The organism is Citrobacter sp. CK206 (genome assembly GCF_030333125.1).
GTDB classification, from domain to species: domain Bacteria; phylum Pseudomonadota; class Gammaproteobacteria; order Enterobacterales; family Enterobacteriaceae; genus Citrobacter_B; species Citrobacter_B koseri.
The window spans coordinates 303,570-325,744 of sequence record NZ_JAOWGM010000026.1 but is presented as its reverse complement, the minus strand read 5'-3'; the positions used below and the strand labels follow the sequence as shown (position 1 = coordinate 325,744).

The following is a 22,175-nucleotide window of genomic DNA, read 5'->3' as shown; positions in this document are numbered from 1 at the left end:
CGGGTTCATTACCGTGCTTGAAACCTGCGCCAGTTATGCACAGTATCGTACTGAAACCGGTTTCTGTTTTGCTTCGGGTTGTCAGCGTAGCGGCGTTAACATTGCAATTACAATGAGGGAAACGTATGTCTGGATTTAAAGCGAATTTCATGTGGGGCGGCGCCGTTGCCGCTCACCAGTTAGAAGGCGGCTGGCAGGAAGGCGGAAAGGGGATTAGCGTGGCGGATGTGATGACCGCCGGTGCGCATGGCGTTCCGCGGGAAATTACCGACGGCGTGATCGCCGGGAAAAATTATCCTAACCATGAGGCTATCGATTTCTATCACCGCTACAAAGACGATATTAAGCTCTTTGCCGAGATGGGCTTTAAATGTTTTCGCACCTCTATCGCCTGGACGCGCATTTTCCCGCAGGGGGATGAATTACAGCCGAATGAAGCGGGTTTGCAGTTTTATGATGCCCTGTTTGATGAATGTCTGAAGTACGGTATTGAACCGGTGATTACGCTGTCGCATTTTGAAATGCCTTACCATCTGGTCACGGAATATGGCGGCTGGCGTAACCGTAAGCTGATCGATTTCTTCGTGCGCTTCGCGAAAGTGGTATTTACCCGCTATCAGCACAAAGTGAAATACTGGATGACCTTCAATGAGATCAACAACCAGGCCAATTATCACGAAGATTTCGCGCCGTTCACCAACTCGGGGCTGAAATACCTGCCGGGCGAAGATCGTGAACCGGTGATGTATCAGGCGGCGCACTATGAGCTGGTCGCCAGCGCGCTGGCGGTGAAAGCGGCGCGGGAGATCAACCCGGCATTGCAGGTTGGCTGCATGATCGCCATGTGTCCGATCTATCCGCTGACCTGCGCGCCGGACGATATGATGATGGCGATGAACGCGATGCACCGTCGCTACTGGTTTACGGATGTGCATGTGCGCGGGAAATATCCGCAGCATATCCTCAACTACTTTGCGCGTCGGGGCTTTGCGCTGGATATCACCGATGAAGATCGCGCGGCGCTGTTACAGGGCTGTGTGGACTATATCGGTTTCAGCTATTACATGTCTTTTGCCACGAAAGCGACCGCAGATAACCCACAGCTCGATTACGACGAAACGAAAAGTCTGGTCTCCAATCCGTATGTGCAGAAGTCGGACTGGGGCTGGCAGATCGATCCTGTGGGGTTACGCTACTCGCTCAACTGGTTCTGGGATCACTACCAGCTACCGTTGTTTATTGTCGAGAACGGCTTTGGGGCGATAGATATTCAGCAGGCAGATGGTTCCGTTGACGATCGGTACCGTATCGACTATCTCGCAGCGCACATTCGTGAAATGAAAAAAGCCGTTGTGGAAGATGGCGTTGATTTGATGGGCTACACCCCGTGGGGCTGCATTGATTTGGTGTCGGCGGGGACGGGCGAGATGAAAAAACGTTATGGCTTTATCTATGTCGATAAAAATAATGACGGCAGCGGGACGTTAGCGCGCCATCCGAAGAAATCTTTTGCCTGGTATCAAAATGTGATAAAAAACAACGGAGAAAATATTTAAGATTCAATGCGTTGTTATTCAGCCCCGCCATCTGTGCGGGGCGTGTTTTATACTCATTCTCCAGACGTATGTCACTTTGGTTGATCCATGTCAAGCATACGTTGTGTTGCGCCAGAGAGGAAAAGCGGTATAATCCGGCGATTTTTTTGTGGTTGCCACTCGTCTGAGGAAAGGAGAAGAGTATGAAGATCGTGGAAGTCAAACACCCACTCGTCAAACACAAGCTGGGTCTGATGCGTGAAAACGACATTAGCACCAAACGCTTTCGTGAACTCGCCTCGGAAGTAGGCAGCCTGCTGACCTATGAAGCGACCGCAGACCTGGAAACCGAAACGGTAACCATCGACGGCTGGAATGGCCCGGTTGAAATCGAACAAATCAAAGGTAAAAAAATCACCGTGGTTCCTATCCTGCGTGCCGGTCTGGGCATGATGGAAGGCGTCCTGGAGCATGTGCCGAGCGCGCGTATCAGCGTGGTGGGCATCTACCGTAACGAAGAAACGCTGGAGCCCGTTCCGTACTTCCAGAAACTGGTATCCAACATCGATGAGCGTATGGCGCTGGTGGTTGACCCGATGCTGGCAACCGGCGGTTCAATGATTGCGACGATCGATCTGCTGAAAAACGCAGGCTGCCACAGCATTAAAGTGCTGGTGCTGGTTGCTGCGCCGGAAGGCATTGCGGCGCTGGAGAAAGCGCACCCGGATGTTGAGCTGTACACCGCATCGATTGATAAGGGACTTAACGAGCACGGATACATTATTCCGGGCCTCGGCGATGCCGGTGATAAGATCTTTGGTACGAAGTAAGTGAATGAATAATAAAGAGCCGACTTTAAGAGTCGGCTTTTTTTTGAATAAAACACCCATAACATACAACACTCAGAGGAAAACACTATGACGCGCCGTGCTATCGGGGTAAGTGAAAGACCGCCGCTTTTACAGACAATCCCGCTTAGTTTGCAGCATTTGTTCGCCATGTTTGGCGCAACCGTGCTGGTGCCAGTCCTGTTTCATATCAACCCGGCTACCGTTCTGCTGTTTAACGGCATCGGTACGTTGCTGTATCTCTTTATTTGTAAAGGTAAAATTCCTGCATATTTAGGGTCGAGCTTTGCCTTTATTTCGCCGGTTCTGCTGCTGTTGCCGCTGGGGTATGAAGTGGCGCTGGGTGGTTTTATCATGTGCGGCGTGCTGTTCTGCCTGGTCTCTTTTATCGTGAAGAAAGCCGGGACCGGCTGGCTGGACGTGATGTTCCCGCCTGCGGCGATGGGCGCAATCGTTGCCGTTATCGGTCTGGAACTGGCGGGCGTGGCTGCGGGAATGGCCGGGTTGCTGCCTGCTGAAGGGCAATCCCCGGATACCAAAACCATTACCATCTCCCTTGTGACCCTGGCGGTGACGGTCTTTGGCTCCGTGCTGTTCCGGGGTTTCCTGGCCATTATCCCGATCCTGATCGGCGTGCTGGCAGGCTATGCGCTGTCATTTGCAATGGGAGTGGTGGACACCGCGCCGATTGCCGAAGCGCACTGGTTCGCGCTGCCGACGTTCTATACGCCGCGCTTTGAATGGTTTGCCATTCTGACAATTCTGCCAGCGGCGCTGGTGGTGATTGCCGAACACGTAGGACACCTGGTCGTGACGGCGAACATCGTTAAAAAGGATCTGGTTCGTGACCCTGGCCTGCATCGTTCGATGTTTGCCAACGGGTTATCAACGATGATTTCCGGGTTCTTCGGTTCTACGCCGAACACCACCTACGGTGAAAACATCGGTGTTATGGCGATCACCCGCGTGTACAGCACCTGGGTTATCGGCGGCGCGGCGATTTTTGCCATTCTGCTCTCCTGCGTGGGTAAACTGGCCGCTGCGATTCAGATAATCCCTCTGCCGGTAATGGGCGGCGTATCGCTGCTGTTGTACGGCGTGATCGGCGCATCCGGTATTCGCGTATTGATTGAATCAAAAGTCGATTACAACAAAGCGCAGAACCTGATCCTGACCTCGGTGATTTTGATCATCGGCGTCAGCGGCGCGAAGGTGCATATTGGCGCGGCGGAACTGAAAGGAATGGCGCTGGCGACCATCGTTGGGATCGGCCTGAGCCTGATCTTCAAACTGATCAGCGTTCTGCGCCCGGAAGAAGTGGTGCTGGATGCGAAAGACGCGGATACGCCGCAGCAATAATCCTGAAACCGGGCAGTGCTGCTGCCCGGTTCTATCGTGATGGAATTCTGTGGTAAACTCATCGCGATTTTATGGAATCCTGGATTGAGGTATCTCTGAACACTCCGGCACAGCTCTCTCTGCCACTTTATCTTCCTGACGACGAAACTTTCGCAAGTTTCTGGCCGGGGGATAACGCCTCTTTACTGGCTGCACTGCAAAACGTGCTGCGTCAGGAACATAGCGGATATATTTATCTCTGGTCGCGTGAAGGCGCGGGCCGTAGCCATCTGCTGCACGCGGCGTGTGCTGAACTGTCGCAACGCGGCGACGCGGTAGGCTATGTGCCGCTGGATAAGCGCACCTGGTTTGTACCGGAAGTGCTTGACGGCATGGAACATTTGTCGCTGGTGTGTATTGACAATATTGAATGTGTCGCCGGAGATGAACTGTGGGAAATGGCGATCTTTGATCTCTATAACCGCATCCTTGAGTCGGGAAAAACGCGCCTGCTGATCACCGGCGATCGTCCTCCACGTCAGTTAAAGCTGGGATTACCCGATCTGGCTTCTCGTCTGGACTGGGGGCAAATCTACAAGCTGCAACCTCTCTCTGATGAAGACAAACTCCAGGCGTTACAACTGCGCGCCAGACTGCGTGGGTTTGAACTGCCGGAAGATGTCGGGCGTTTTCTGTTGAAGCGGCTGGATCGCGAGATGCGTACGCTATTTATTACGCTGGATCAGCTCGATCACGCCTCAATCACCGCACAGCGTAAACTCACCATTCCGTTCGTTAAAGAGATTCTGACGCTGTAACGCTGTCGCTTTTGCCCGGTGGCCGGGCAAAAAACTCAGGCAATATCTTCCAGTAAGTGCTCAACCAGCAGTGGAATCGGCCTGCCGGACGCGACGCTTCTGCCGTTTTCTCGCCATAGCGCCGTACCGCTAATGTCCAGATGTGCCCACGGGATATCCGACGGGCAAAAATGATGCAGTAACCAGGCTGCGGAAGCGCTGATTGCCGCATTGTTCGTCGGCGTATTACAGAGATCGGCTATGGCGCTTTCGGTCTGCTTTTTCAGTCGTGCATCCAGAGGTAAAGACCAGACTTCATCTCCGCTCTGCCGTCCAGCCTCTGTTAGCACCTGTCTTAACGCATCGTCCTGAGTCATCAGCCCGCTGAGTTCGTAGCCAAGCGCTTTCACCACCGCACCGGTCAAGGTTGCCATGTCGATGATATAACGGGCCTGCGGTTGTCGTTGGCTCGTCCATGCAATGGCGTCGGCCAGCACCAGTCGTCCTTCGGCGTCGGTGTTATTGATTTCCACTGTCATACCGTTGCAGGCGCGAGCAACGCTGCCAGGCTGCATTGCGTTCGGGCCGATCGCGTTTTCAGCCAGCGCCAGTACGCCCATTATGCGTACGGGCAGTTTTAACTCCGCAACCGTCAGGAGCAGTCCCAACACGTTGGCTGCGCCACACATGTCATATTTCATGGTGTACATACCCGCGCCCTCTTTCAACCACAGGCCACCGGTATCAAACGTTATCCCTTTACCTATGTAGCAGCGTACCGGGCCGTCATTTATGCCGTTGTAATGAATGGCAAGCAAACGCGGTGGACAGGTCGCTCCTTTGCCAACCGCATGGAGCAGTCCGAGGCCTTGTTCAACAATTTGTTTTTCATCAAGGACTTCACAGTGCAGCGCAGGAAAAGAGGCGCACAGGGTTTGTGCCTCATTGACCACGAACTGCGGCGTACAGCAATCGGAGGGGGTATCCGCCAGCCGCCTTGCAGCGACCATGCCGTTGGCAATGGCCTGCTGCTGCCTGAACACTTTTTCACGTTTCTCATGTTGTTCTGGCAGGCAGAACGCGGTGATATGGCGGATGCGAGTGGCGGTGGCATCCGTTTTTTTCAATTGTAAATCATTGAGCGTATACGCCTGATTAAACAGAAAACGCAGCAGCAGCGCCAGTACAGTGTCGTTTATTTCGGTGACATCAATCAGCACATTTTCGCTGACTGGCGAGGCCAGCAGCGGTCGTATCGCATTGAGTAAGCCTTCGGTCAGGCTGTCCTGCCAGAGCGCATCAGGCACCAGGGTAATTCGCGTAAAAGGCGCGCAGCCAAAGCGGGTATCCGCTACTTTATCTTGCGCCAGTACGCGCATTTCCGCGAGCAGAGCGGAATCCCGCAATAAAGAACAGCCAGGAGGCGCGATAAGATGGCCTTGTGGTTGAACCTCTGCGGGTGAGCAAATCAGTTGGTATGAAATCATTTTTCTTCCTCGACTGGAGCACGTATCCGTGCGGCATAGTCTTGCATCCATTCTTCATCGACGGGGTGATAATGGGTTTTCTCGTGCTGGCGTTCGGCGCGAAATACGGTGAGCGGTTGGCGTGCGGTAGCGACAACGAACGAGAATGTTTTGATGTTAGTGGCTGCGCCAAACTCGCCTTTACGGTTCATGCAGACCACCGAGAGGTCGCCTGTGCGACCAAATCGCGACATCAATTTATCTTCCAGCTCAAACACGACAGAATCAGCCGCTTGTTGCGGTGTCATTCCCTGCGCCATGCGACGAACAATTTCATAGCTGGCGCAGCCTTTCATCAGATCTTCACCAACGCCCGTTGCCGTTGCCGCGCCGACTTCACTGTCGCAATAGAAGCCGGAACCAATAACCGGAGAGTCGCCAATGCGTCCGCGTTTTTTCATAAACAGGCCGCTGGTGGAGGTGGCAACGCTCATCGACCCCAGTTTATCCAGACCAATAATGCCAACCGTATCGTGGCCGTTATATGGACTTAAGCCTTTATCCAGCGTCTCCCGGCAGCGTTTTTGATAGTGCTGGATGGCTCTGTCGGTGAGCATGGTTTTATCCGCAAATCCCTGGCTCAGTGCCCATTCACGCGCACCCTGGCCAACCAGCAGACAGTTATAGCGCTGACGGCTTAACGCATGTGCGACGCGCACCGGGTTGGCAATATCCACCAGATTCCCGACCGCCCCAAACGCCAGGGTATCGCCGTCCATATAGGCGGCATCCAGTTCGACCTCGCCATTTTCAGTAGGCAGTCCGCCATAGCCCACGGATTTATAAAACGGAAAGTCCTCAACGGTTGCGACGGCGTCTACCACCGCCATTGCGACCGGGTTTCCCGCAGCCAGTGCAGACGCGGATTCCGCCACACCTTCAAGCGCCATTCGCCAGGTTGCGATAATTCCCCACATGGTTTACTCCTGTTTTGCAAGTGGTGCATCGGGCTGCGTTACGGCAGCCCGTTCCGCCGCGCGGTACTGTTTATCGACGATCCGCATAAAGGGCAGATACAGCATTGCGCCAATCAGCAGGTTAATGAGCTGCATGACGCTGCCGCTAATATGTCCGGTAACGATAAAACCGCTAATGACTGGCGGCAGCGTCCACGGAATAAAGACGCCCGTGGTGACGGCGACCGCGCCGAGCTTCATCGCGGTATACTGTACGGTGACCAGCACCAGCGGCACCAGGTTGAAGGGGATCAGCATTATCGGATTCATTATCACCGGCAGACCGAACAGAATCGGTTCGTTGATGTTGAACACGGACGCTCCGGCACCGAGCCGCGCCACTTCCCGCATGTTTTTACTGCGCGCAAAGAAAAGCATGGCTAACACCAGCGACAACGTTGCGCCCGCGCCGCCCATCCAAATCATGTCAAAAAACTGTTCCGTAATGATGTGTGGGGGGGGGGGTGCCAGCCTGAATAGCCGCAATGTTGTCGGTCTGGTTTTCCATCCACAGCGGGCGGATGATGCCGTTAACCATTGAGCCGGAGTTAATACCGACCGACCACAAAATAGTGATGCTGAACACTGTCATCAGCGCGCCAAAGTAAGAGGTGCCGTAATGACGAACCGGTGTGGCGACCACTTCGTAAATAAACTGATGGATGGTCTGGTAATGGGTGTTTTCAAACAAGATGCGAATGCTCAGTACCAGTATCATGACCAGTAAGGCGGGGATCAGCGCGGCAAAAGATTCTTGCACCGCCGGTGGCACACCTTCTGGCATTTTGATCACCAGATTTTTACGCTTTAGCCAGCAGAAAAGTTCAGTCCACAGCAGCGAACCGATCATCGCGACGAACAACCCTTTTGTGCCAATCCACTCTACGGGGATCACGGTAATACCGCCGTTTTCCGCCACTTTGATAAACGGTGTAAGGATCAGAAAACAGACCAGCGCCAGAATGCCGCAGGAGATGCGATCTTCGCCGTAGTGTTCCGCCAGACGAAATGCGACCAGGAAACTGATAAACAGCGACATCGTTGAGAACACCGCGTTAAACGGGATCTCAATAATTGCACTCCAGCTCTCGCCAAAAGCCTGAGACATAAACTGCTGATAGTTTTGATTCGGAAACGAAGAGATCACCAGCAGAATAGAGCCGACGATAATAAACGGCATAAACGAAACGTATGCGCCACGAATCGCGCCGAGATGCCGCTGCTGAGCGGTTTTCGCCGCCAGAGGCATCAGTTTTGCTTCAAGAAATCCCAGAACATTGTTCATTGTGAACTCCGTACAAGATTAACTCACGTTGTGTGTGCTATGCATGAGGATTATCTGCGAAGGCGTGTGAACGAAAGGTGAAATAGCTCACAATGTGATCGCGATTAACATATAAATCTCATAAGATTAATTATCTGAAAATCGACAGGGATTCTTGCGATGGAAATAAAATTGCACGCCAATGCCACTACCACACCGCGTATTCGTCGCTATCTTCAGCAGTCTGAAAAAAGCGACAGAGAGCTTGCCGCCGAGCTTGGGATTTCTGTTACGACAGTGAGGCGATGGCGACATCGTGATCGGGTTAGTGATGGGCGAACTACGCCGAAGACGATATACAAAGCGATGAGACAAGAGCAGGTTGTTTTGGTGAACGCCTTGCGCGACGCAACAGGTGCGCCGCTGGATGACCTCTTATTGTTGGTGAACGAGGTGCTGGGCATTGTTGTGTCGCGCGCGACGTTGAATCGTTATCTTAAACCGGCGACACCTCGGCGACAGCGGGCGTCGTTACAAGGGAAAAAAGCGTTAAAATCCGGGATGCTGCCGAATCATCTGGCGCTGTATCACCTTCCACTCTCGTTACATATGGACGACGGTGGCGAACATCATTTGTTCTGGGCGCGCGAGCCGATGAGCGGCTGGTGCTTTGCCCGACTGTATGCGGGTATTTCACCGCAGCGGGTCGTGGTCTGGCTGGATGAATTGCTGGAAACCTGCCCGGCTGATATACAATCTATTGAGACAAATATTTCTGATCGCATATGCCCGCAGCTAAAAACGCACCTGGCGACGCGCGGCATGTCATGCCAAATAACCGGTACGATTCCCGGTTGGGTGCCGGTGACAATACCGCTGAATGAGATTGTTCCCCGGCTAAATAGTGAATCTGCCAGCGAGTTGCTTATCCGCTTATGTGAATGCTACAACCGTGGTAAGACGCAGAAAAAACTGGGGGATTGTACGCCGCAGGACTTTCTGGAAGCGCTGCGGCGCATGGATTAGCTCACGATTTCCAGCACCTGCTCCGGCGGGCGGCCAATACGAGCCTGACCGTTGGCGACGACAATCGGTCGCTCCATCAGTTTCGGGTTTTCCACCATCGCCTGAATCAGCGCCTCTTCGCTCAGATGGCTGTCGGCCAGATTGAGAGACTTGTAGAGATCTTCTTTCTGGCGCATCAGTTCGCGTGCGCTGGACATCCCTAACATACGCAGCAGTTCATGCAGCGTCGCTGCGTCGGCAGGTGTTTCCAGGTAAAGCACCACTTCCGGTTCAACGCCGTTGGATTTCAGCAGGCTCAGCGTGTCGCGGCTCTTTGAACAACGCGGGTTGTGGTAGATTTTTACTGCATCAGACATGATTTCTCCTTTCGCGCGAACTGTAGGTCGGATAAAACGCGATAGCGTCGCCACCCGGCAACAGAACGAATACTACATTTTGGTGTATGGCTTAAAGCGTTCCTGCAACTGGCGCAGCTGGTCGATACGGGCATCGTAACGCGCCTGTTGCTGGCTGCCCAGCTTGACCTGAGAACTTGCACTGCTGAGCATAGAGATCGCCTGATCCAGTCGCCCGGCCAGCGCATAGCCTTCGGCGCGCGCCGCCAGCTCCTGATCGCGGTTATTGAGCGCCGCTTCAGCCTGCGCCAGGAGATCCCAGCCGTTGCCGTCGTCTTTATTGTTGAAAGTGTAGCGATTGAGGATGGTCGTGGCTTCTCTGGCTTGCCCGCCCTGTAAATAAGCATTCGCCAGGTTTAGCTGCAATACCGGGTTTGCGCGCAGATCGCGGGCATTTTTCAGACGGTTAATCGCTTCGCTGGTTTTCTTCTGCCCCAGATCGATATCGGTCGCCAGGTCGAGATACCACGCGTTATTCGGTTCAGCCGTCAGCAACGGTTGCAGCGCTTTGCGAGCTTCGTCGTACTTGCTGGCTTCCATTGCCTGTAGCGCCCGGCCATATTGCGCCGCACGCTGTTGGCGCACGTTTCCTTTTTCCCATGCGTCGAGCAGGTCGCTGGTAAGCTGATTACGGCCAGAATTGTACATCCCCAGCGTACGCGCCTTCGCCAGATAAAAATCTTCAGACGACTCCACTACCACCGGGCGCATCTGGTTTGCACGGTTGCGGGCATCCGCCAGACGGCTTTCCGGCAGGGGGTGCGTCAGCAAAATTTCGGGAGGACGCGTGGAGTAGCGCGCCTGGTCGAGCAGTTTTTCCAGGAACGTCGGCATCGCTTGCGGATCGAACCCTGAACGTTGCAGCACCTGAATACCGATTCGATCTGCTTCCTGTTCGTTTTGTTGGGTGAAGCTGATCATCCCCTGACGCGTTCCCGCCAGCGTACCGGTCAGCGCCGCCATACCGGCCTGCGGGCTGGCCATCGCCAGAAGAATAGAGCCTAAGGCACCGACCCAGGTCAGCGGAGCGCTGCGCTTTTGATCTTCCATCGCGCGCGCCAGATGGCGTTGGGTTACGTGGGAAATTTCGTGCGCCATCACCGAGGCTAACTGACTTTCGTTATCGGAATAGCGAAAGAGCGCGGAATGCAGCACAACGTTGCCGCCGAAAAAGGCGAAGGCGTTGATTTCGTCGTTGTTAATCAAAAAGAAATGGAACGGCGTTTTCACGGAGTCTGCATGAGAGACTAAACGCATCCCTAGCGCGTTGATGTACTGACTCAACAGCGGATCGTTGATCAACGGCGCGCTGCCGCGCAACTGGCGAACGTAATAGTCGCCCATTTGCATTTCCTGACCGATAGAAAGCGTGCTTCCTGCTGAGGTCCCCATATCCGGTAGCGTGTCTGCGGAATCTGCAAACGCGGGGGCTATCTGACCGATAGTCAGCGCAGCGATGAGGGTAGCAACCAGGTTTTTCTTCAACAGCCTGAACATAGACCTCTGTCCTGTTTTCTTTAATATAGCCATTTGACCGATGCCGCGACGTATCGTTCCGCCACGCCAGCACAGGGAGTGTAACTGCGAAACCCGGTGGTGAATACCCCGCTCAAATGACTTTTCAGTTTCCTGAATCAGCAACAAAAAGCGAAGTCTTTTTTGTGACATTTAGATACAATTCGGGATCGCAATCCCGCTATTGAGGTTCAGGGAACGGTTTCTATGCTTGAGATGTTGATGCAGTGGTATCGCCGTCGTTTTAGCGACCCGGAGGCGATCGCCTTGCTGGTTATCCTGGTTGCCGGTTTTGGCATCCTTTTCTTTTTCAGTGGGCTTCTGGCGCCGTTGCTGGTGGCTATTGTCCTCGCTTACCTGCTGGAGTGGCCTACGGTCCGTCTGGAGGCGATTGGCTGCTCCCGGCGTTGGGCCACCTCAATCGTACTGATTGTTTTTGTCGGCATTTTACTGCTGATGGCGTTTGTCGTGATGCCGGTGGCCTGGCAGCAGGGGATCTATTTGATTCGCGATATGCCGGGTATGCTCAATAAGCTCTCTGATTATGCCGCCACGTTACCCCGTCGTTACCCGGCGCTGATGGATGCCGGGATCATTGATGCGATGGCGGAAAACATGCGCACCCGGATGCTGACGTTAGGTGATTCGGTCGTGAAATACTCCCTGGCCTCTCTGGTCGGGTTGTTGACGCTGGCGGTGTATCTGGTGCTGGTGCCGCTGATGGTCTTCTTCCTGATCAAAGATAAAGAGCAGATGCTGAATGCCGTGCGCCGGGTTCTGCCGCGCAATCGCGGTCTGGCCGGGCAGGTCTGGATGGAGATGAACCAGCAGATCACCAACTATATTCGTGGCAAAGTGCTGGAGATGGTGGTGGTTGGCGTGGCGACCTGGCTTGGCTTCCTGCTCTTTGGTCTCAACTACTCGCTGCTGCTGGCGGTTCTGGTTGGATTCTCGGTATTAATCCCCTACATCGGCGCGTTCGTGGTGACCATTCCGGTGATTGGCGTGGCGTTATTCCAGTTTGGCCTCGGAACGGAGTTCTGGAGCTGCTTCGCCGTGTATCTGATCATTCAGGCGCTGGATGGAAACCTGCTGGTGCCGGTACTGTTTTCAGAAGCCGTCAACCTGCACCCGCTGGTGATTATTCTGTCGGTGGTGATTTTCGGCGGCCTGTGGGGCTTCTGGGGCGTGTTCTTCGCCATCCCGCTGGCGACGTTAATTAAAGCCGTGGTACATGCCTGGCCGGACGGACAGGTCAGCGACGGTTAAGCACGATTATCACTCTGCCCGGTGGCGCAACGTCATCGGGCGTTCCACGTTTTATCCGCTTTCTCCTTTCCTGAACGTTTTCCGAATGTGCTGTCCCGCCCTCCTTTTTTGCTTTCAACTTACCGGTATAGATGGTTTTTTAATCTCACAAGGACAAGACCAACCGGAGAAAAAAATGGGTCATCAGATGCACACGCAGCAAAAAGTGGGGTGGGGCGGTTATCTCGCCTTTTTTATTACCATTATCCTTTTTTCAGGCATGTTCGCGAAAAGTACGGAATGGTGGCGAGTGTTTGATTTTACCGTGCTCAATGGCGCGTTTGGCCTGGTTAACGCAGCAGGCGACACGGCGGTTTCATTTCGCGGCACTGGCGGTACCGGGGCGAGAGATGGCTTTTTATTCGCACTGGAGCTGGCGCCATCGGTTATTTTATCGCTCGGCATTATTTCCGTGACGGAAGGGCTGGGCGGACTGCGCGCCGCACAGCAGTTGATGACGCCGATACTCAGGCCGATCCTGGGCATCCCCGGCATTTGCTCCCTGGCGCTTATCGCCAATTTGCAAAATACGGATGCCGCCGCCGGGATGACCAAAGAACTGGCGGAAGAGGGGGTGATTACCGAACAGGAACGGGCAATTTTCGCCTGCTGGCAGACAAGCGGCAGCGCGATTCTGACGAACTACTTCTCATCAGGCGCCGCGCTATTTGCCACGATAACCGTACCGGTTATTACGCCGCTGGCGGTCATTTTAGTCTTCAAATTTATCGGTGCGAACCTGTTGCGGGTGTGGATCGCGCAGCTTGAACATCGTCGTATGAAACAGGAGGCCTGAAATGAGCGCACAGGTACGTAAAAACGTCATGGATCTGTTTATCGACGGCGCGCGGCGCGGTTTTACCATCGCCACCACCAGCCTGTTGCCCAACGTCGTCATGGCCTTTGTCATTATTCAGGCGCTGAAGGTGACGGGGTTGCTGGATATCGTCGGGCGAGTGTGTGAACCGGTAATGGCGCTATGGGGTTTGCCGGGAGAATCGGCGACCGTTCTGCTGGCTGCGGTGATGAGTATGGGCGGCGGCGTGGGCGTCTGCGCCAGCCTGGTGGTTACTGGCGCGCTGTCCGGTCACGATGCCACTGTGCTGTTACCCGCCATTTACCTGATGGGCAACCCGGTTCAGAATGTAGGGCGCTGCCTGGGAACGGCGGGCGTTCATCCGCGTTATTACCCGCATATTATTGCGGTGTGCGTGATTAATGCCCTGGTCTCTATTTGGGTAATGCAGGCTATTGTTTAAAAAGGACTATCATGGACTGTTCCATTCTTAATCTGACGCTTTTTCAGCGCGGACACGTATATGCCCCGGACGATCTGGGCCAGCAGGACATTCTGGTTGCCAACGGCAAAATTGTCGCTATTGCGCCGACTATCGCTGCGAAAGACTTCCCCGGTTGCCAGCAGGTCGATCTCCACGGTGATATCGTCTGCCCGGGATTTATCGATCAGCATGTTCATCTCATCGGCGGTGGCGGCGAAGCCGGGCCGCATACCCGTACGCCAGAGGTGCGGCTGTCACGGTTGGTTGAAGCCGGTATTACCTCCGTTGTCGGGCTGCTGGGAACGGACGGCATCACCCGTCATCCTGAATCTCTGCTGGCGAAAACGCGCGCGCTGGAATATGAAGGGATCAGCGCATGGATGTTAACGGGGGCGTATTCTCTGCCTTCGCCAACCATCACCGGGAGCGTCGATCGCGATGTGGCGTTGATCGATAAAGTGATTGGCGTGAAATGCGCCGTCTCCGATCATCGTTCTTCGGCGCCGAATTCCGCCGCGCTGGCGACAATGGCGGCGCAGTCCCGCGTGGGGGGATTACTGGGCCAGAAGCCGGGAATCAGCGTCTTTCATATGGGCGACAGCCCACACATGCTGGAACCGCTGTACGATATTCTCGCCAATGCCGATGTCCCCATCACGAAACTGCTGCCGACGCATGTTAACCGCGCCGAACCGCTGTTCCAGGCGGCGCTGGAGTACGCGCTTGATGGCGGCTACATTGATATTACCAGCAGCATTGATGAACCGATCGATCCGGCGACGGCCATCGTGACAGCCTTGCGCCATGAGGTTCCGCTGTCGCGCATTACCCTGAGTTCTGATGGCAACGGCAGCCAGCCGGAATTTGATGAGCATGGGAATTTGACGGGCATTGGCGTGGCGGGTTTTGAGTCGCTGATCGGCACGCTGCGTCAGTTAGTTACGCAGCATAAACTGCCGCTGGAGCAGGCGCTGCGTCCGCTTACCCGCACCGTTGCGGAATTTCTCGGCTTTGAGCATAAAGGACGTCTGGCGGCAGGTTGTGACGCCGACATTCTGGTGCTGAATCAGGCGCTGGAAGTCAGCCATCTGTGGGCGAAAGGCAAAGCGGTGGTGAAAGACGGCAAAGCGTGCGTGAAAGGAACGTTTGAATAAACGACGCGTATGCCGGATGGCGGCGTAAACGCCTTATCCGGCCTACGGGGTTGTGCGAATCCAGGCCTGATAAGACGCATTAGCGTCGCATCAGGCTTTATCCGGCAAAACGTAAATCAGGCGTTTTCTTTCAGCCAGTTCAGCACTACATCGTGGTGGTTACTGGTTTTAAAGTCGTCAAATACGTGTTCGATCTTGCCGTCAGCGTCGATCAGGAAGCTGATGCGATGGATGCCGTCGTAGGTTTTCCCCATAAAGGATTTTTCCCCCCAGACGCCGAATTGCTCGCAGACCTGATGATCCTCATCGGACAGGAGCGTAAAGTTAAGCAGCTCTTTTTCGGCGAAACGAGACAGTTTTTCAGGTTTATCGGTGCTGATCCCCAACACGTCTACGCCTGCTTTTTTCAGATCGTCCATGTTATCGCGTAAACCACAGGCCTGTACGGTACAGCCGGGCGTCATGGCTTTAGGGTAGAAATACACCAGTACGCGCTGTCCCTGGAAGTCGGTCAAATTTACTTGTTCTCCGTCTTGATCCGGCAAGCTAAATTTCGGTGCGATGTCACCGGCTTTCAGTGGATTCATTACTTAACTCCATCCTGTTCATCATGTTGTGAGTAATTAACAACGTTAATACTGCCTTGCGCATTGAGTTCTGTACATAGTGCTTTAAAGGCATGCTCAATATTTACGGCATCATGGGATGCCGGACTGTGCGCGGTGATTTGAACAAACAGCTGTGCAGCCTTTTCATTTTCAGCAGGTTGCGTGCGGGAGACCAGCTCAGCGATGTTCATCTGATGGCTGTCGAAAAGCGCGGTAAAACGTTCAATTAAATGCGGAGAATCTTCCACCTCGACCTGTACCCATACCGTTGCGGGCATGGCCGGACGGGGGCGAGCAGTGGTGCGCTTCATCACAATCAATAAATCCAGCTCTGCGCCTTTCAACGGCAAGGTTGATTCAATCAGGGTGATGGCGTTCCAGGAGCCAGACAGCAGCATGATAAACGTGAATTCATCGCCCAACATGGCCAGTCGGCTGTCTTCGATATTACAGCCGCAGCTGCTGACATGGCGGGTGATAGTATTCACAATTCCCGGGCGATCGGCACCCAGCGCAGTGATAACCAGGTAATGTTGTGATGACGATGTCAAACCGGTTCTTCCTTTGAGAGGTGAGGTAATCATAAGGAAAGCATAAAAAAAACCTGCATACAATAATCAGAAGGGCTATGGTCTCTTGCTTTTATTGTCGTACCAAACGTACCATTGAGAAACTTGTTTGCACAGAGGATGGCCCATGTTCACGGGAAGTATTGTCGCGCTTGTTACACCGATGGATGAAAAAGGTAATGTCTGCCGGTCAAGCCTGAAAAAACTGATTGATTATCATGTCGCCAGCGGTACCTCGGCGATTGTTTCTGTTGGCACCACCGGCGAATCCGCCACGCTGAGCCATGACGAGCATGGCGATGTGGTCATGATGACGCTGGAGCTGGCGGACGGGCGTATTCCGGTTATCGCCGGAACGGGCGCGAACGCGACGGCGGAGGCCATTAGCCTGACGCAGCGTTTCAACGACAGCGGCGTTGTCGGTTGCCTGACAGTGACGCCTTACTACAACCGCCCGACTCAGGAAGGTCTGTTCCAGCATTTCAAAGCCATCGCTGAACATACTGACCTGCCGCAAATTCTGTATAATGTGCCGTCCCGTACAGGCTGCGATATGCTGCCGGAAACCGTCGGCCGTCTGGCGAAAGTAAAAAATATTGTCGCAATCAAAGAGGCGACAGGGAACTTAAGTCGGGTTCACCAGATCAAAGAGCTGGTTTCAGACGATTTTATTCTGCTCAGCGGTGATGATGCGACCGGGTTGGACTTCATACAGCTCGGCGGTCATGGCGTGATTTCCGTTACCGCGAACGTTGCGGCGCGTGATATGGCGGAAATGTGCAAACTGGCGGCGGAAGGTCGTTTTGCCGACGCGCGGGTGATTAATCAGCGTCTGATGCCGTTACATAACAAACTATTTGTCGAACCCAATCCGATCCCGGTGAAATGGGCATGTAAGGAGTTGGGACTTGTGGCGACCGATACGCTGCGCTTGCCGATGACGCCGATCACCGATACGGGTCGTGAGATTGTCAAAGCGGCGCTCAAGCATGCCGGTTTGCTGTAAAGTTTAGGGAGATTTGATGGCTTACTCAGTACAAAAGTCGCGCCTGGCCAGGGTTGCGGGTGTTTCGCTCATTATGCTGCTCGCGGCCTGTAGCTCTGACTCGCGCTACAAGCGCCAGGTGAGCGGTGATGAATCCTATCTGGAAGCCGCACCGCTTGCTGAACTTCATGCGCCAGCAGGGATGATTCTGCCGGTAACGACGGGCGACTATAATATTCCAGTGACCAACGGCAGCGGCGCTGTCGGCAAAGCGCTGGACATTCGTCCGCCTGCTCAGCCGTTAGCGCTGGTGACCGGCGCGCGTACCCAGTTTACGGGCGATACCGCAACCTTGTTGGTGGAAAATGGTCGCAATACCAACCTGTGGCCGCAGGTTGTCAGCGTGATTCAGTCCAAAAACTACACGATTGAAAAACGTGATGACGCCAGCCAGACCCTGACGACCGATTGGGTTGAATGGAACCGTCTGGATGAAGACCAGCAGTACCGTGGACGTTATCAAATCTCGGTGAAACCGCAGGGTTATCAGCAGGCTGTAACGGTGAAACTGGTGAATCTGGAACAGGCTGGCAAGCCTGCCGCAGATGCCGCTTCGCTACAGCGTTATAGCGCTGAGATGATGAACGTAATCTCGGCGGGTCTGGATAAAACCGCCACCGACGCTGCGAACGCCGCGCAAAACCGTTCTGCCGCCACGATGGATGTGCAGAGCGCCGCAGATGACACCGGTTTGCCAATGCTGGTCGTCCGTGGGCCGTTCAACGTGGTGTGGCAGCGTCTGCCAGCCGCGCTTGAAAAAGTGGGCATGAAAGTGACCGATAGCACGCGTTCTCAGGGCAGCCTGGCAGTGACCTACAAACCGCTGTCTGACAGCGGCTGGCAGGATCTGGGCGCAACCGATCCGGGGCTGTCGTCCGGCGACTATAAATTGCAGGTGGGCGATTTAGACAACCGCAGTAGCCTACAGTTTATCGATCCGAAGGGGCATACCCTGACGCAGAGCCAGAACGACGCGCTGGTTGCCGTCTTCCAGGCAGCGTTCAGCAAGTAAAAATTGAGGGGCTGGAGCAATCCAGCCCTTTTTTCTGATATGATACGCAAACGTGTGCGTCAGCAGAAAAACGCAATTTTTACCGTAATTTCGCCCCCAGGCTGTAGGTCGGATAAGGCAACGCCGCCATCCGGCAAAGTGTGGCAGAAAATGAATTTTTATCGTTAATTCACACCAGGAGTAATAAAGATGCAAAAGCAAGCTGAGTTGTATCGTGGTAAAGCGAAGACCGTATACAGCACGGAAAACCCGGACCTGTTGGTGCTCGAATTCCGCAATGATACGTCAGCAGGGGATGGCGCGCGCATTGAACAGTTTGATCGCAAAGGGATGGTGAACAACAAGTTTAACCATTTCATCATGACTAAACTGGCAGAAGCGGGCATCCCGACCCAGATGGAGCAGTTGCTGTCCGATACCGAGTGTCTGGTGAAAAAGCTGGATATGGTGCCGGTCGAGTGCGTGGTGCGTAACCGTGCGGCTGGTTCTCTGGTCAAGCGTCTGGGCATTGAAGAAGGCATCGAACTGAACCCGCCGCTGTTCGACCTGTTCCTGAAAAACGATGCAATGCACGATCCGATGGTCAACGATTCTTACTGCGAAACCTTCGGCTGGGTGAGCAAAGAGAATCTGGCGCGCATGAAAGAGCTGACCTACAAAGCTAACGACGTGCTGAAAAAGCTGTTTGACGATGCCGGTCTGATCCTGGTCGATTTCAAACTGGAGTTTGGTCTGTACAAAGGCGAAGTAGTGCTGGGCGATGAATTTTCCCCGGACGGCAGCCGCCTGTGGGACAAAGAGACGCTGGATAAAATGGACAAAGACCGTTTCCGCCAGAGTCTGGGCGGCCTGATCGAAGCCTATGAAACCGTCGCACGTCGCCTGGGCGTGCAGTTAGATTAATTCTTCCCCCGTCAGCATCAACCGGAGAGTCAATGCTCTCCGGTTTTTCTCTACCACCATTATTCTAATGGTAATCTTGCGCTGAACCGCCTACGATCATCATCATAATGAATAGTATGTTGAGGTGATTATGCGCTGGCAAGGGCGTCGTGAAAGTGACAATGTAGAAGACAGACGCAATAGCTCCGGCGGCCCGTCAATGGGCGGGCCGGGTTTTCGTTTGCCCAGCGGCAAAGGCGGAATCATTCTGCTGATTGTCGTGCTGGTGGCGGGCTATTACGGGGTGGATCTTACCGGTTTAATGACCGGGCAGCCGATTTCTCAGCAGGAAACGACGCGTTCGATCAGTCCAAATGACGACGAGGCCGCGAAGTTTACCTCCGTCATTCTGGCGACCACAGAAGATACCTGGGGTCAGCAGTTTGAGAAAATGGGGCGCACATATCAGCAGCCTAAGCTGGTGATGTACCGTGGCGCGACGCGCACAGGATGCGGTGCGGGTCAGTCCGTGATGGGGCCGTTCTATTGCCCGGCGGATGGCACGGTCTATATCGATCTTTCCTTCTACGATGACATGAAAAACAAACTGGGCGCGGATGGCGATTTTGCCCAGGGTTACGTTATCGCCCACGAAGTGGGGCACCATGTGCAAAAACTGCTGGGCATCGAACCGAAGGTCCGTCAGCTGCAACAGACCGCATCGCAAGCGGAAGTGAACCGACTCTCCGTACGTATGGAGCTACAGGCGGATTGCTTCGCGGGCGTCTGGGGGCACAACATGCAGCAACAGGGCGTACTGGAATCCGGCGATCTGGAAGAAGCGTTGAATGCGGCGCAGGCGATTGGCGACGATCGTCTGCAACAACAAAGTCAGGGACGCGTGGTGCCGGACAGCTTCACTCACGGCACTTCCGAGCAGCGCTATACCTGGTTTAAACGCGGTTTTGATAGCGGCGATCCGGCGCAATGTAATACCTTCGGCAAAGGTTTTTAACATACCGGGGCAGGGATGTCTGACAATGACGCATTGCGGGCGCTAACCGCACAAATGGCGCAGGAAGGGATTCGTCGGCTGCTGGTGCTCAGCGGCGATGCGTCCTGGTGTCGTGAACGGACGCTGGCGCTGCGAGAAGCATTGGCTGGCGACTGGCTGTGGGTGGCAACCGATGCGCCCGCCGCGCCGCACTGTACGCCGCAGGCGTTACAAACGCTACTGGGACGCGAGTTCCGTCACGCGGTTTTTGATGCGCAGTTGGGGTTTGATGCCTCGGCATTTGCGGCGCTGAGCGGCACGCTGCGAGCCGGAAGCTGGCTGGTGCTGCTGACGCCGCCGTATTCTGCATGGGAATCCCGTCCCGATGCGGATTCGCTGCGCTGGAGCGACTGCCCGCAGCCTGTTGCAACGCCACATTTTATCCAGCACCTCAAACGCGTGATGGCCCGTGACGAGCAGGCGCTGCACTGGCAGCAGTCTCAACCGTTTTCATGGCCGCGCTTTCCTGCCCGTCCCCACTGGCGACCCGCTACGGGTGAACCACAGCCTGAGCAGGCTGCGATTTTGCGGCATCTGCTGCGGATGCCGCCCGGCGTGGCCGCCGTTACGGCAGCGCGAGGTCGGGGTAAATCGGCGCTGGCCGGGCAGTTCATTTCGCGGATGAGCGGGACGGCTATTGTAACTGCGCCGTCGAAAGCGGCGACGGACGTGCTGGCGCAGTTTGCCGGTGAGAAATTTCGCTTTCTCGCTCCTGATGCGCTGTTGGCGGGCACGGAGACGGCCGACTGGCTGATTGTCGATGAAGCGGCGGCAATCCCCGCGCCGCTTCTGCATCGCCTGGCGTCGCGTTTTTCACGCATATTGTTGACCACCACCGTTCAGGGCTATGAAGGGACGGGACGCGGTTTTCTGCTGAAGTTCTGCGCCCGTTTTCCTCATCTCCGGCGTTTTGAACTGCGACAGCCTGTTCGCTGGGCGCAGGGGTGCCCGCTGGAACAATGGGTCGGCGAAGCGCTGATATTCGACGACGAGACGTTTGCCCATGCGCCGCAGGGGGCGATTCGGTTCTCTGCTTTTACGCAGGCGCTCTGGCATACCGGGCCGGCGCAGCCGCTGGCGGTGTATCAGCTGCTTTCCGGCGCGCATTACCGCACCTCTCCGCTCGATCTGCGCCGTATGATGGATGCGCCGGGGCAGCATTTTCTCGGCGCTTTTACGGCTGAGCGAGTGGCGGGGGCCGCCTGGCTGGTGGAGGAGGGCGGACTATCGGCCGCGCTGAGCCAGGCCGTGTGGGCGGGCTATCGTCGCCCGCGCGGAAATCTTGTCGCGCAGTCGTTGGCTGCTCATGGCGGCGATCCGCTGGCGGCGACGCTGACCGGGCGTCGGGTAAGCCGTATTGCCGTCCACCCGGCCCGCCAGCGGGAAGGGATTGGGCAGCAGCTGATCGCTGAGGCATACGGCGGCGCCAGCCAGTGCGACTATCTCTCCGTCAGTTTTGGTTATACCGCCGAACTCTGGCGATTCTGGCAGCGTTGCGGTTTTGTGCTGGTGCGGATGGGGAACCACAAGGAGGCGAGCAGCGGCTGTTATACGGCGATGGCTTTGCTGCCCATCAGCGAGGCCGGCGCGCGGCTGGCGCACCGCGAGCACCAGCGTCTGCGCCGGGATGCGGAGATCCTTGCTCGCTGGAACGGCGAAGCGATCCCGGTTATCCCGCTGAAAGCGTCTACGCTTAATGATGATGACTGGGATGAACTGGCGGGCTTTGCGTTTGCCCATCGACCGTTGCTCACGTCGTTAGGCAGTCTGAGTCGACTGCTTGAGCGCTGCGAGCTGGCGCTCCCCGCGCTGCGTGGACGCCTGGAGGAGAAGTGCAGCGACGCGAATCTGTGTATCCGGCTGGGTTTGCCTGGGCGTAAAGCGCTGCTTGTCGCCCAGCGCCGGGAAGTCGCCCATGCGCTTACCGTGCTGGATGACGAACGGGCGCAACGGTTACGCGAACGCGTTTTGCAATGGCAATTTTTTCACTAACTCCTTCAATTTCCTGGCATGGTCATTGTGATTAAGCGGCGTAGAATCTGTTCTATCAGTTAAGGAGATCG

Annotated in this window: 20 protein-coding genes and 1 pseudogene; 14 read left to right on the top strand and 7 right to left on the bottom strand. The window is 55.1% G+C overall.

The window, feature by feature from the left end:
• Positions 1–125 precede the first annotated feature (125 nt).
• The 4 genes from OGX81_RS11660 (at position 126) to OGX81_RS11645 (ending at position 4,539) form a co-directional block, all read left to right on the top strand.
• Entirely contained in the window at positions 126–1,556 is a 1,431-nt protein-coding gene (locus OGX81_RS11660; RefSeq protein ID WP_012131285.1) for a 6-phospho-beta-glucosidase, read from the top strand.
• Between the two features lie 182 nt (positions 1,557–1,738).
• A complete protein-coding gene (gene upp, locus OGX81_RS11655) occupies positions 1,739–2,365 on the top strand; it encodes a uracil phosphoribosyltransferase (protein ID WP_012131286.1) in 627 nt (208 codons plus the stop codon).
• A gap of 87 nt (positions 2,366–2,452) precedes the next feature.
• Entirely contained in the window at positions 2,453–3,742 is a 1,290-nt protein-coding gene (gene uraA, locus OGX81_RS11650; RefSeq protein ID WP_012131287.1) for a uracil permease, read from the top strand.
• 95 nt (positions 3,743–3,837) lie between these two features.
• Entirely contained in the window at positions 3,838–4,539 is a 702-nt protein-coding gene (locus tag OGX81_RS11645; protein ID WP_213164963.1) for a DnaA inactivator Hda, read from the top strand.
• 35 nt (positions 4,540–4,574) lie between these two features.
• On the opposite strand, the gene OGX81_RS11640 is transcribed toward OGX81_RS11645, so the two are convergent.
• The 3 genes and pseudogenes from OGX81_RS11640 to celB form a co-directional block, all read right to left on the bottom strand.
• The gene (locus OGX81_RS11640) at positions 4,575–6,005 is read right to left on the bottom strand and encodes a leucyl aminopeptidase family protein (protein ID WP_104868359.1); all 1,431 of its coding nucleotides are present in this window, start codon (positions 6,003–6,005) and stop codon (positions 4,575–4,577) included.
• Complete coding sequence (locus OGX81_RS11635; protein WP_012131290.1) at positions 6,002–6,961, bottom strand: glycosylasparaginase; 960 nt, start codon at positions 6,959–6,961, stop codon at positions 6,002–6,004. The genes OGX81_RS11640 and OGX81_RS11635 overlap by 4 nt, the downstream gene beginning before the upstream one ends.
• Positions 6,962–6,964: 3 nt before the next feature.
• A pseudogene (gene celB, locus OGX81_RS11630) lies at positions 6,965–8,285 on the bottom strand (PTS cellobiose transporter subunit IIC).
• Positions 8,286–8,444: 159 nt separating this feature from the next.
• Here celB and OGX81_RS11625 point away from each other — a divergent pair.
• Complete coding sequence (locus OGX81_RS11625) at positions 8,445–9,290, top strand: helix-turn-helix domain-containing protein (protein WP_104868361.1); 846 nt, start codon at positions 8,445–8,447, stop codon at positions 9,288–9,290.
• Here OGX81_RS11625 and arsC read toward each other — a convergent pair.
• Together arsC and bepA are read right to left on the bottom strand one after the other, a co-directional pair.
• On the bottom strand, positions 9,287–9,646 hold the full coding sequence (arsC, locus tag OGX81_RS11620; RefSeq protein WP_104868362.1) for an arsenate reductase (glutaredoxin): 360 nt from the start codon (positions 9,644–9,646) through the stop codon (positions 9,287–9,289). The genes OGX81_RS11625 and arsC overlap by 4 nt on opposite strands.
• A gap of 72 nt (positions 9,647–9,718) precedes the next feature.
• On the bottom strand, positions 9,719–11,182 hold the full coding sequence (bepA, locus tag OGX81_RS11615) for a beta-barrel assembly-enhancing protease (RefSeq protein ID WP_104869115.1): 1,464 nt from the start codon (positions 11,180–11,182) through the stop codon (positions 9,719–9,721).
• Between the two features lie 225 nt (positions 11,183–11,407).
• Between bepA and OGX81_RS11610 the strand changes: the two genes are divergently transcribed.
• The 4 genes from OGX81_RS11610 (at position 11,408) to iadA (ending at position 14,942) form a co-directional block, all read left to right on the top strand.
• Positions 11,408–12,469 carry an AI-2E family transporter gene (locus OGX81_RS11610; protein WP_012131296.1) on the top strand — a complete coding sequence of 354 codons (1,062 nt, stop codon included), beginning with the start codon at positions 11,408–11,410 and terminating at the stop codon, positions 12,467–12,469.
• A gap of 175 nt (positions 12,470–12,644) precedes the next feature.
• Positions 12,645–13,304 carry a nucleoside recognition domain-containing protein gene (locus OGX81_RS11605; RefSeq protein WP_024130126.1) on the top strand — a complete coding sequence of 220 codons (660 nt, stop codon included), beginning with the start codon at positions 12,645–12,647 and terminating at the stop codon, positions 13,302–13,304.
• Between the two features lies 1 nt (position 13,305).
• The gene (locus OGX81_RS11600; RefSeq protein ID WP_047462074.1) at positions 13,306–13,767 is read left to right on the top strand and encodes a YjiG family protein; all 462 of its coding nucleotides are present in this window, start codon (positions 13,306–13,308) and stop codon (positions 13,765–13,767) included.
• An 11-nt stretch (positions 13,768–13,778) separates the two neighbouring features.
• Positions 13,779–14,942 carry a beta-aspartyl-peptidase gene (iadA, locus tag OGX81_RS11595; protein ID WP_049009695.1) on the top strand — a complete coding sequence of 388 codons (1,164 nt, stop codon included), beginning with the start codon at positions 13,779–13,781 and terminating at the stop codon, positions 14,940–14,942.
• A 116-nt stretch (positions 14,943–15,058) separates the two neighbouring features.
• Here the strand turns inward: iadA and bcp are convergent, their stop codons facing one another.
• Together bcp and OGX81_RS11585 are read right to left on the bottom strand one after the other, a co-directional pair.
• Complete coding sequence (gene bcp, locus OGX81_RS11590) at positions 15,059–15,529, bottom strand: thioredoxin-dependent thiol peroxidase (protein ID WP_012131300.1); 471 nt, start codon at positions 15,527–15,529, stop codon at positions 15,059–15,061.
• Entirely contained in the window at positions 15,529–16,101 is a 573-nt protein-coding gene (locus OGX81_RS11585) for a glycine cleavage system transcriptional repressor (RefSeq protein ID WP_024130128.1), read from the bottom strand. Before OGX81_RS11585 ends, bcp begins: the two co-directional genes overlap by 1 nt.
• A gap of 145 nt (positions 16,102–16,246) precedes the next feature.
• On the opposite strand from OGX81_RS11585, the gene dapA reads away from it, so the two are divergent.
• The 5 genes from dapA to OGX81_RS11560 all read left to right on the top strand — a co-directional run bounded on the left by dapA (position 16,247) and on the right by OGX81_RS11560 (position 22,104).
• Entirely contained in the window at positions 16,247–17,125 is an 879-nt protein-coding gene (dapA, locus tag OGX81_RS11580; RefSeq protein ID WP_012131302.1) for a 4-hydroxy-tetrahydrodipicolinate synthase, read from the top strand.
• A gap of 16 nt (positions 17,126–17,141) precedes the next feature.
• On the top strand, positions 17,142–18,176 hold the full coding sequence (gene bamC, locus OGX81_RS11575; protein WP_012131303.1) for an outer membrane protein assembly factor BamC: 1,035 nt from the start codon (positions 17,142–17,144) through the stop codon (positions 18,174–18,176).
• A gap of 189 nt (positions 18,177–18,365) precedes the next feature.
• On the top strand, positions 18,366–19,079 hold the full coding sequence (gene purC / locus OGX81_RS11570) for a phosphoribosylaminoimidazolesuccinocarboxamide synthase (protein ID WP_012131304.1): 714 nt from the start codon (positions 18,366–18,368) through the stop codon (positions 19,077–19,079).
• Between the two features lie 130 nt (positions 19,080–19,209).
• A complete protein-coding gene (ypfJ, locus tag OGX81_RS11565; RefSeq protein WP_024130129.1) occupies positions 19,210–20,073 on the top strand; it encodes a KPN_02809 family neutral zinc metallopeptidase in 864 nt (287 codons plus the stop codon).
• Positions 20,074–20,088: 15 nt separating this feature from the next.
• On the top strand, positions 20,089–22,104 hold the full coding sequence (locus tag OGX81_RS11560) for a tRNA(Met) cytidine acetyltransferase TmcA (RefSeq protein WP_110123747.1): 2,016 nt from the start codon (positions 20,089–20,091) through the stop codon (positions 22,102–22,104).
• Positions 22,105–22,175 lie beyond the last annotated feature (71 nt).

What these genes read in the sequence shown, in the direction of transcription:
- OGX81_RS11640 (WP_104868359.1), bottom strand. Translation starts at nt 6,005, where the DNA reads ATGATTTCATACCAACTGATTTGCTCACCCGCAGAGGTTCAACCACAA.
- bepA (WP_104869115.1), bottom strand. Translation starts at nt 11,182, where the DNA reads ATGTTCAGGCTGTTGAAGAAAAACCTGGTTGCTACCCTCATCGCTGCG.
- OGX81_RS11635 (WP_012131290.1), bottom strand. Translation starts at nt 6,961, where the DNA reads ATGTGGGGAATTATCGCAACCTGGCGAATGGCGCTTGAAGGTGTGGCG.
- OGX81_RS11660 (WP_012131285.1), top strand. Translation starts at nt 126, where the DNA reads ATGTCTGGATTTAAAGCGAATTTCATGTGGGGCGGCGCCGTTGCCGCT.
- dapA (WP_012131302.1), top strand. Translation starts at nt 16,247, where the DNA reads ATGTTCACGGGAAGTATTGTCGCGCTTGTTACACCGATGGATGAAAAA.
- iadA (WP_049009695.1), top strand. Translation starts at nt 13,779, where the DNA reads ATGGACTGTTCCATTCTTAATCTGACGCTTTTTCAGCGCGGACACGTA.
- OGX81_RS11560 (WP_110123747.1), top strand. Translation starts at nt 20,089, where the DNA reads ATGTCTGACAATGACGCATTGCGGGCGCTAACCGCACAAATGGCGCAG.
- upp (WP_012131286.1), top strand. Translation starts at nt 1,739, where the DNA reads ATGAAGATCGTGGAAGTCAAACACCCACTCGTCAAACACAAGCTGGGT.
- bcp (WP_012131300.1), bottom strand. Translation starts at nt 15,529, where the DNA reads ATGAATCCACTGAAAGCCGGTGACATCGCACCGAAATTTAGCTTGCCG.
- arsC (WP_104868362.1), bottom strand. Translation starts at nt 9,646, where the DNA reads ATGTCTGATGCAGTAAAAATCTACCACAACCCGCGTTGTTCAAAGAGC.
- purC (WP_012131304.1), top strand. Translation starts at nt 18,366, where the DNA reads ATGCAAAAGCAAGCTGAGTTGTATCGTGGTAAAGCGAAGACCGTATAC.
- OGX81_RS11625 (WP_104868361.1), top strand. Translation starts at nt 8,445, where the DNA reads ATGGAAATAAAATTGCACGCCAATGCCACTACCACACCGCGTATTCGT.
- uraA (WP_012131287.1), top strand. Translation starts at nt 2,453, where the DNA reads ATGACGCGCCGTGCTATCGGGGTAAGTGAAAGACCGCCGCTTTTACAG.
- OGX81_RS11610 (WP_012131296.1), top strand. Translation starts at nt 11,408, where the DNA reads ATGCTTGAGATGTTGATGCAGTGGTATCGCCGTCGTTTTAGCGACCCG.
- OGX81_RS11600 (WP_047462074.1), top strand. Translation starts at nt 13,306, where the DNA reads ATGAGCGCACAGGTACGTAAAAACGTCATGGATCTGTTTATCGACGGC.
- OGX81_RS11605 (WP_024130126.1), top strand. Translation starts at nt 12,645, where the DNA reads ATGGGTCATCAGATGCACACGCAGCAAAAAGTGGGGTGGGGCGGTTAT.
- bamC (WP_012131303.1), top strand. Translation starts at nt 17,142, where the DNA reads ATGGCTTACTCAGTACAAAAGTCGCGCCTGGCCAGGGTTGCGGGTGTT.
- ypfJ (WP_024130129.1), top strand. Translation starts at nt 19,210, where the DNA reads ATGCGCTGGCAAGGGCGTCGTGAAAGTGACAATGTAGAAGACAGACGC.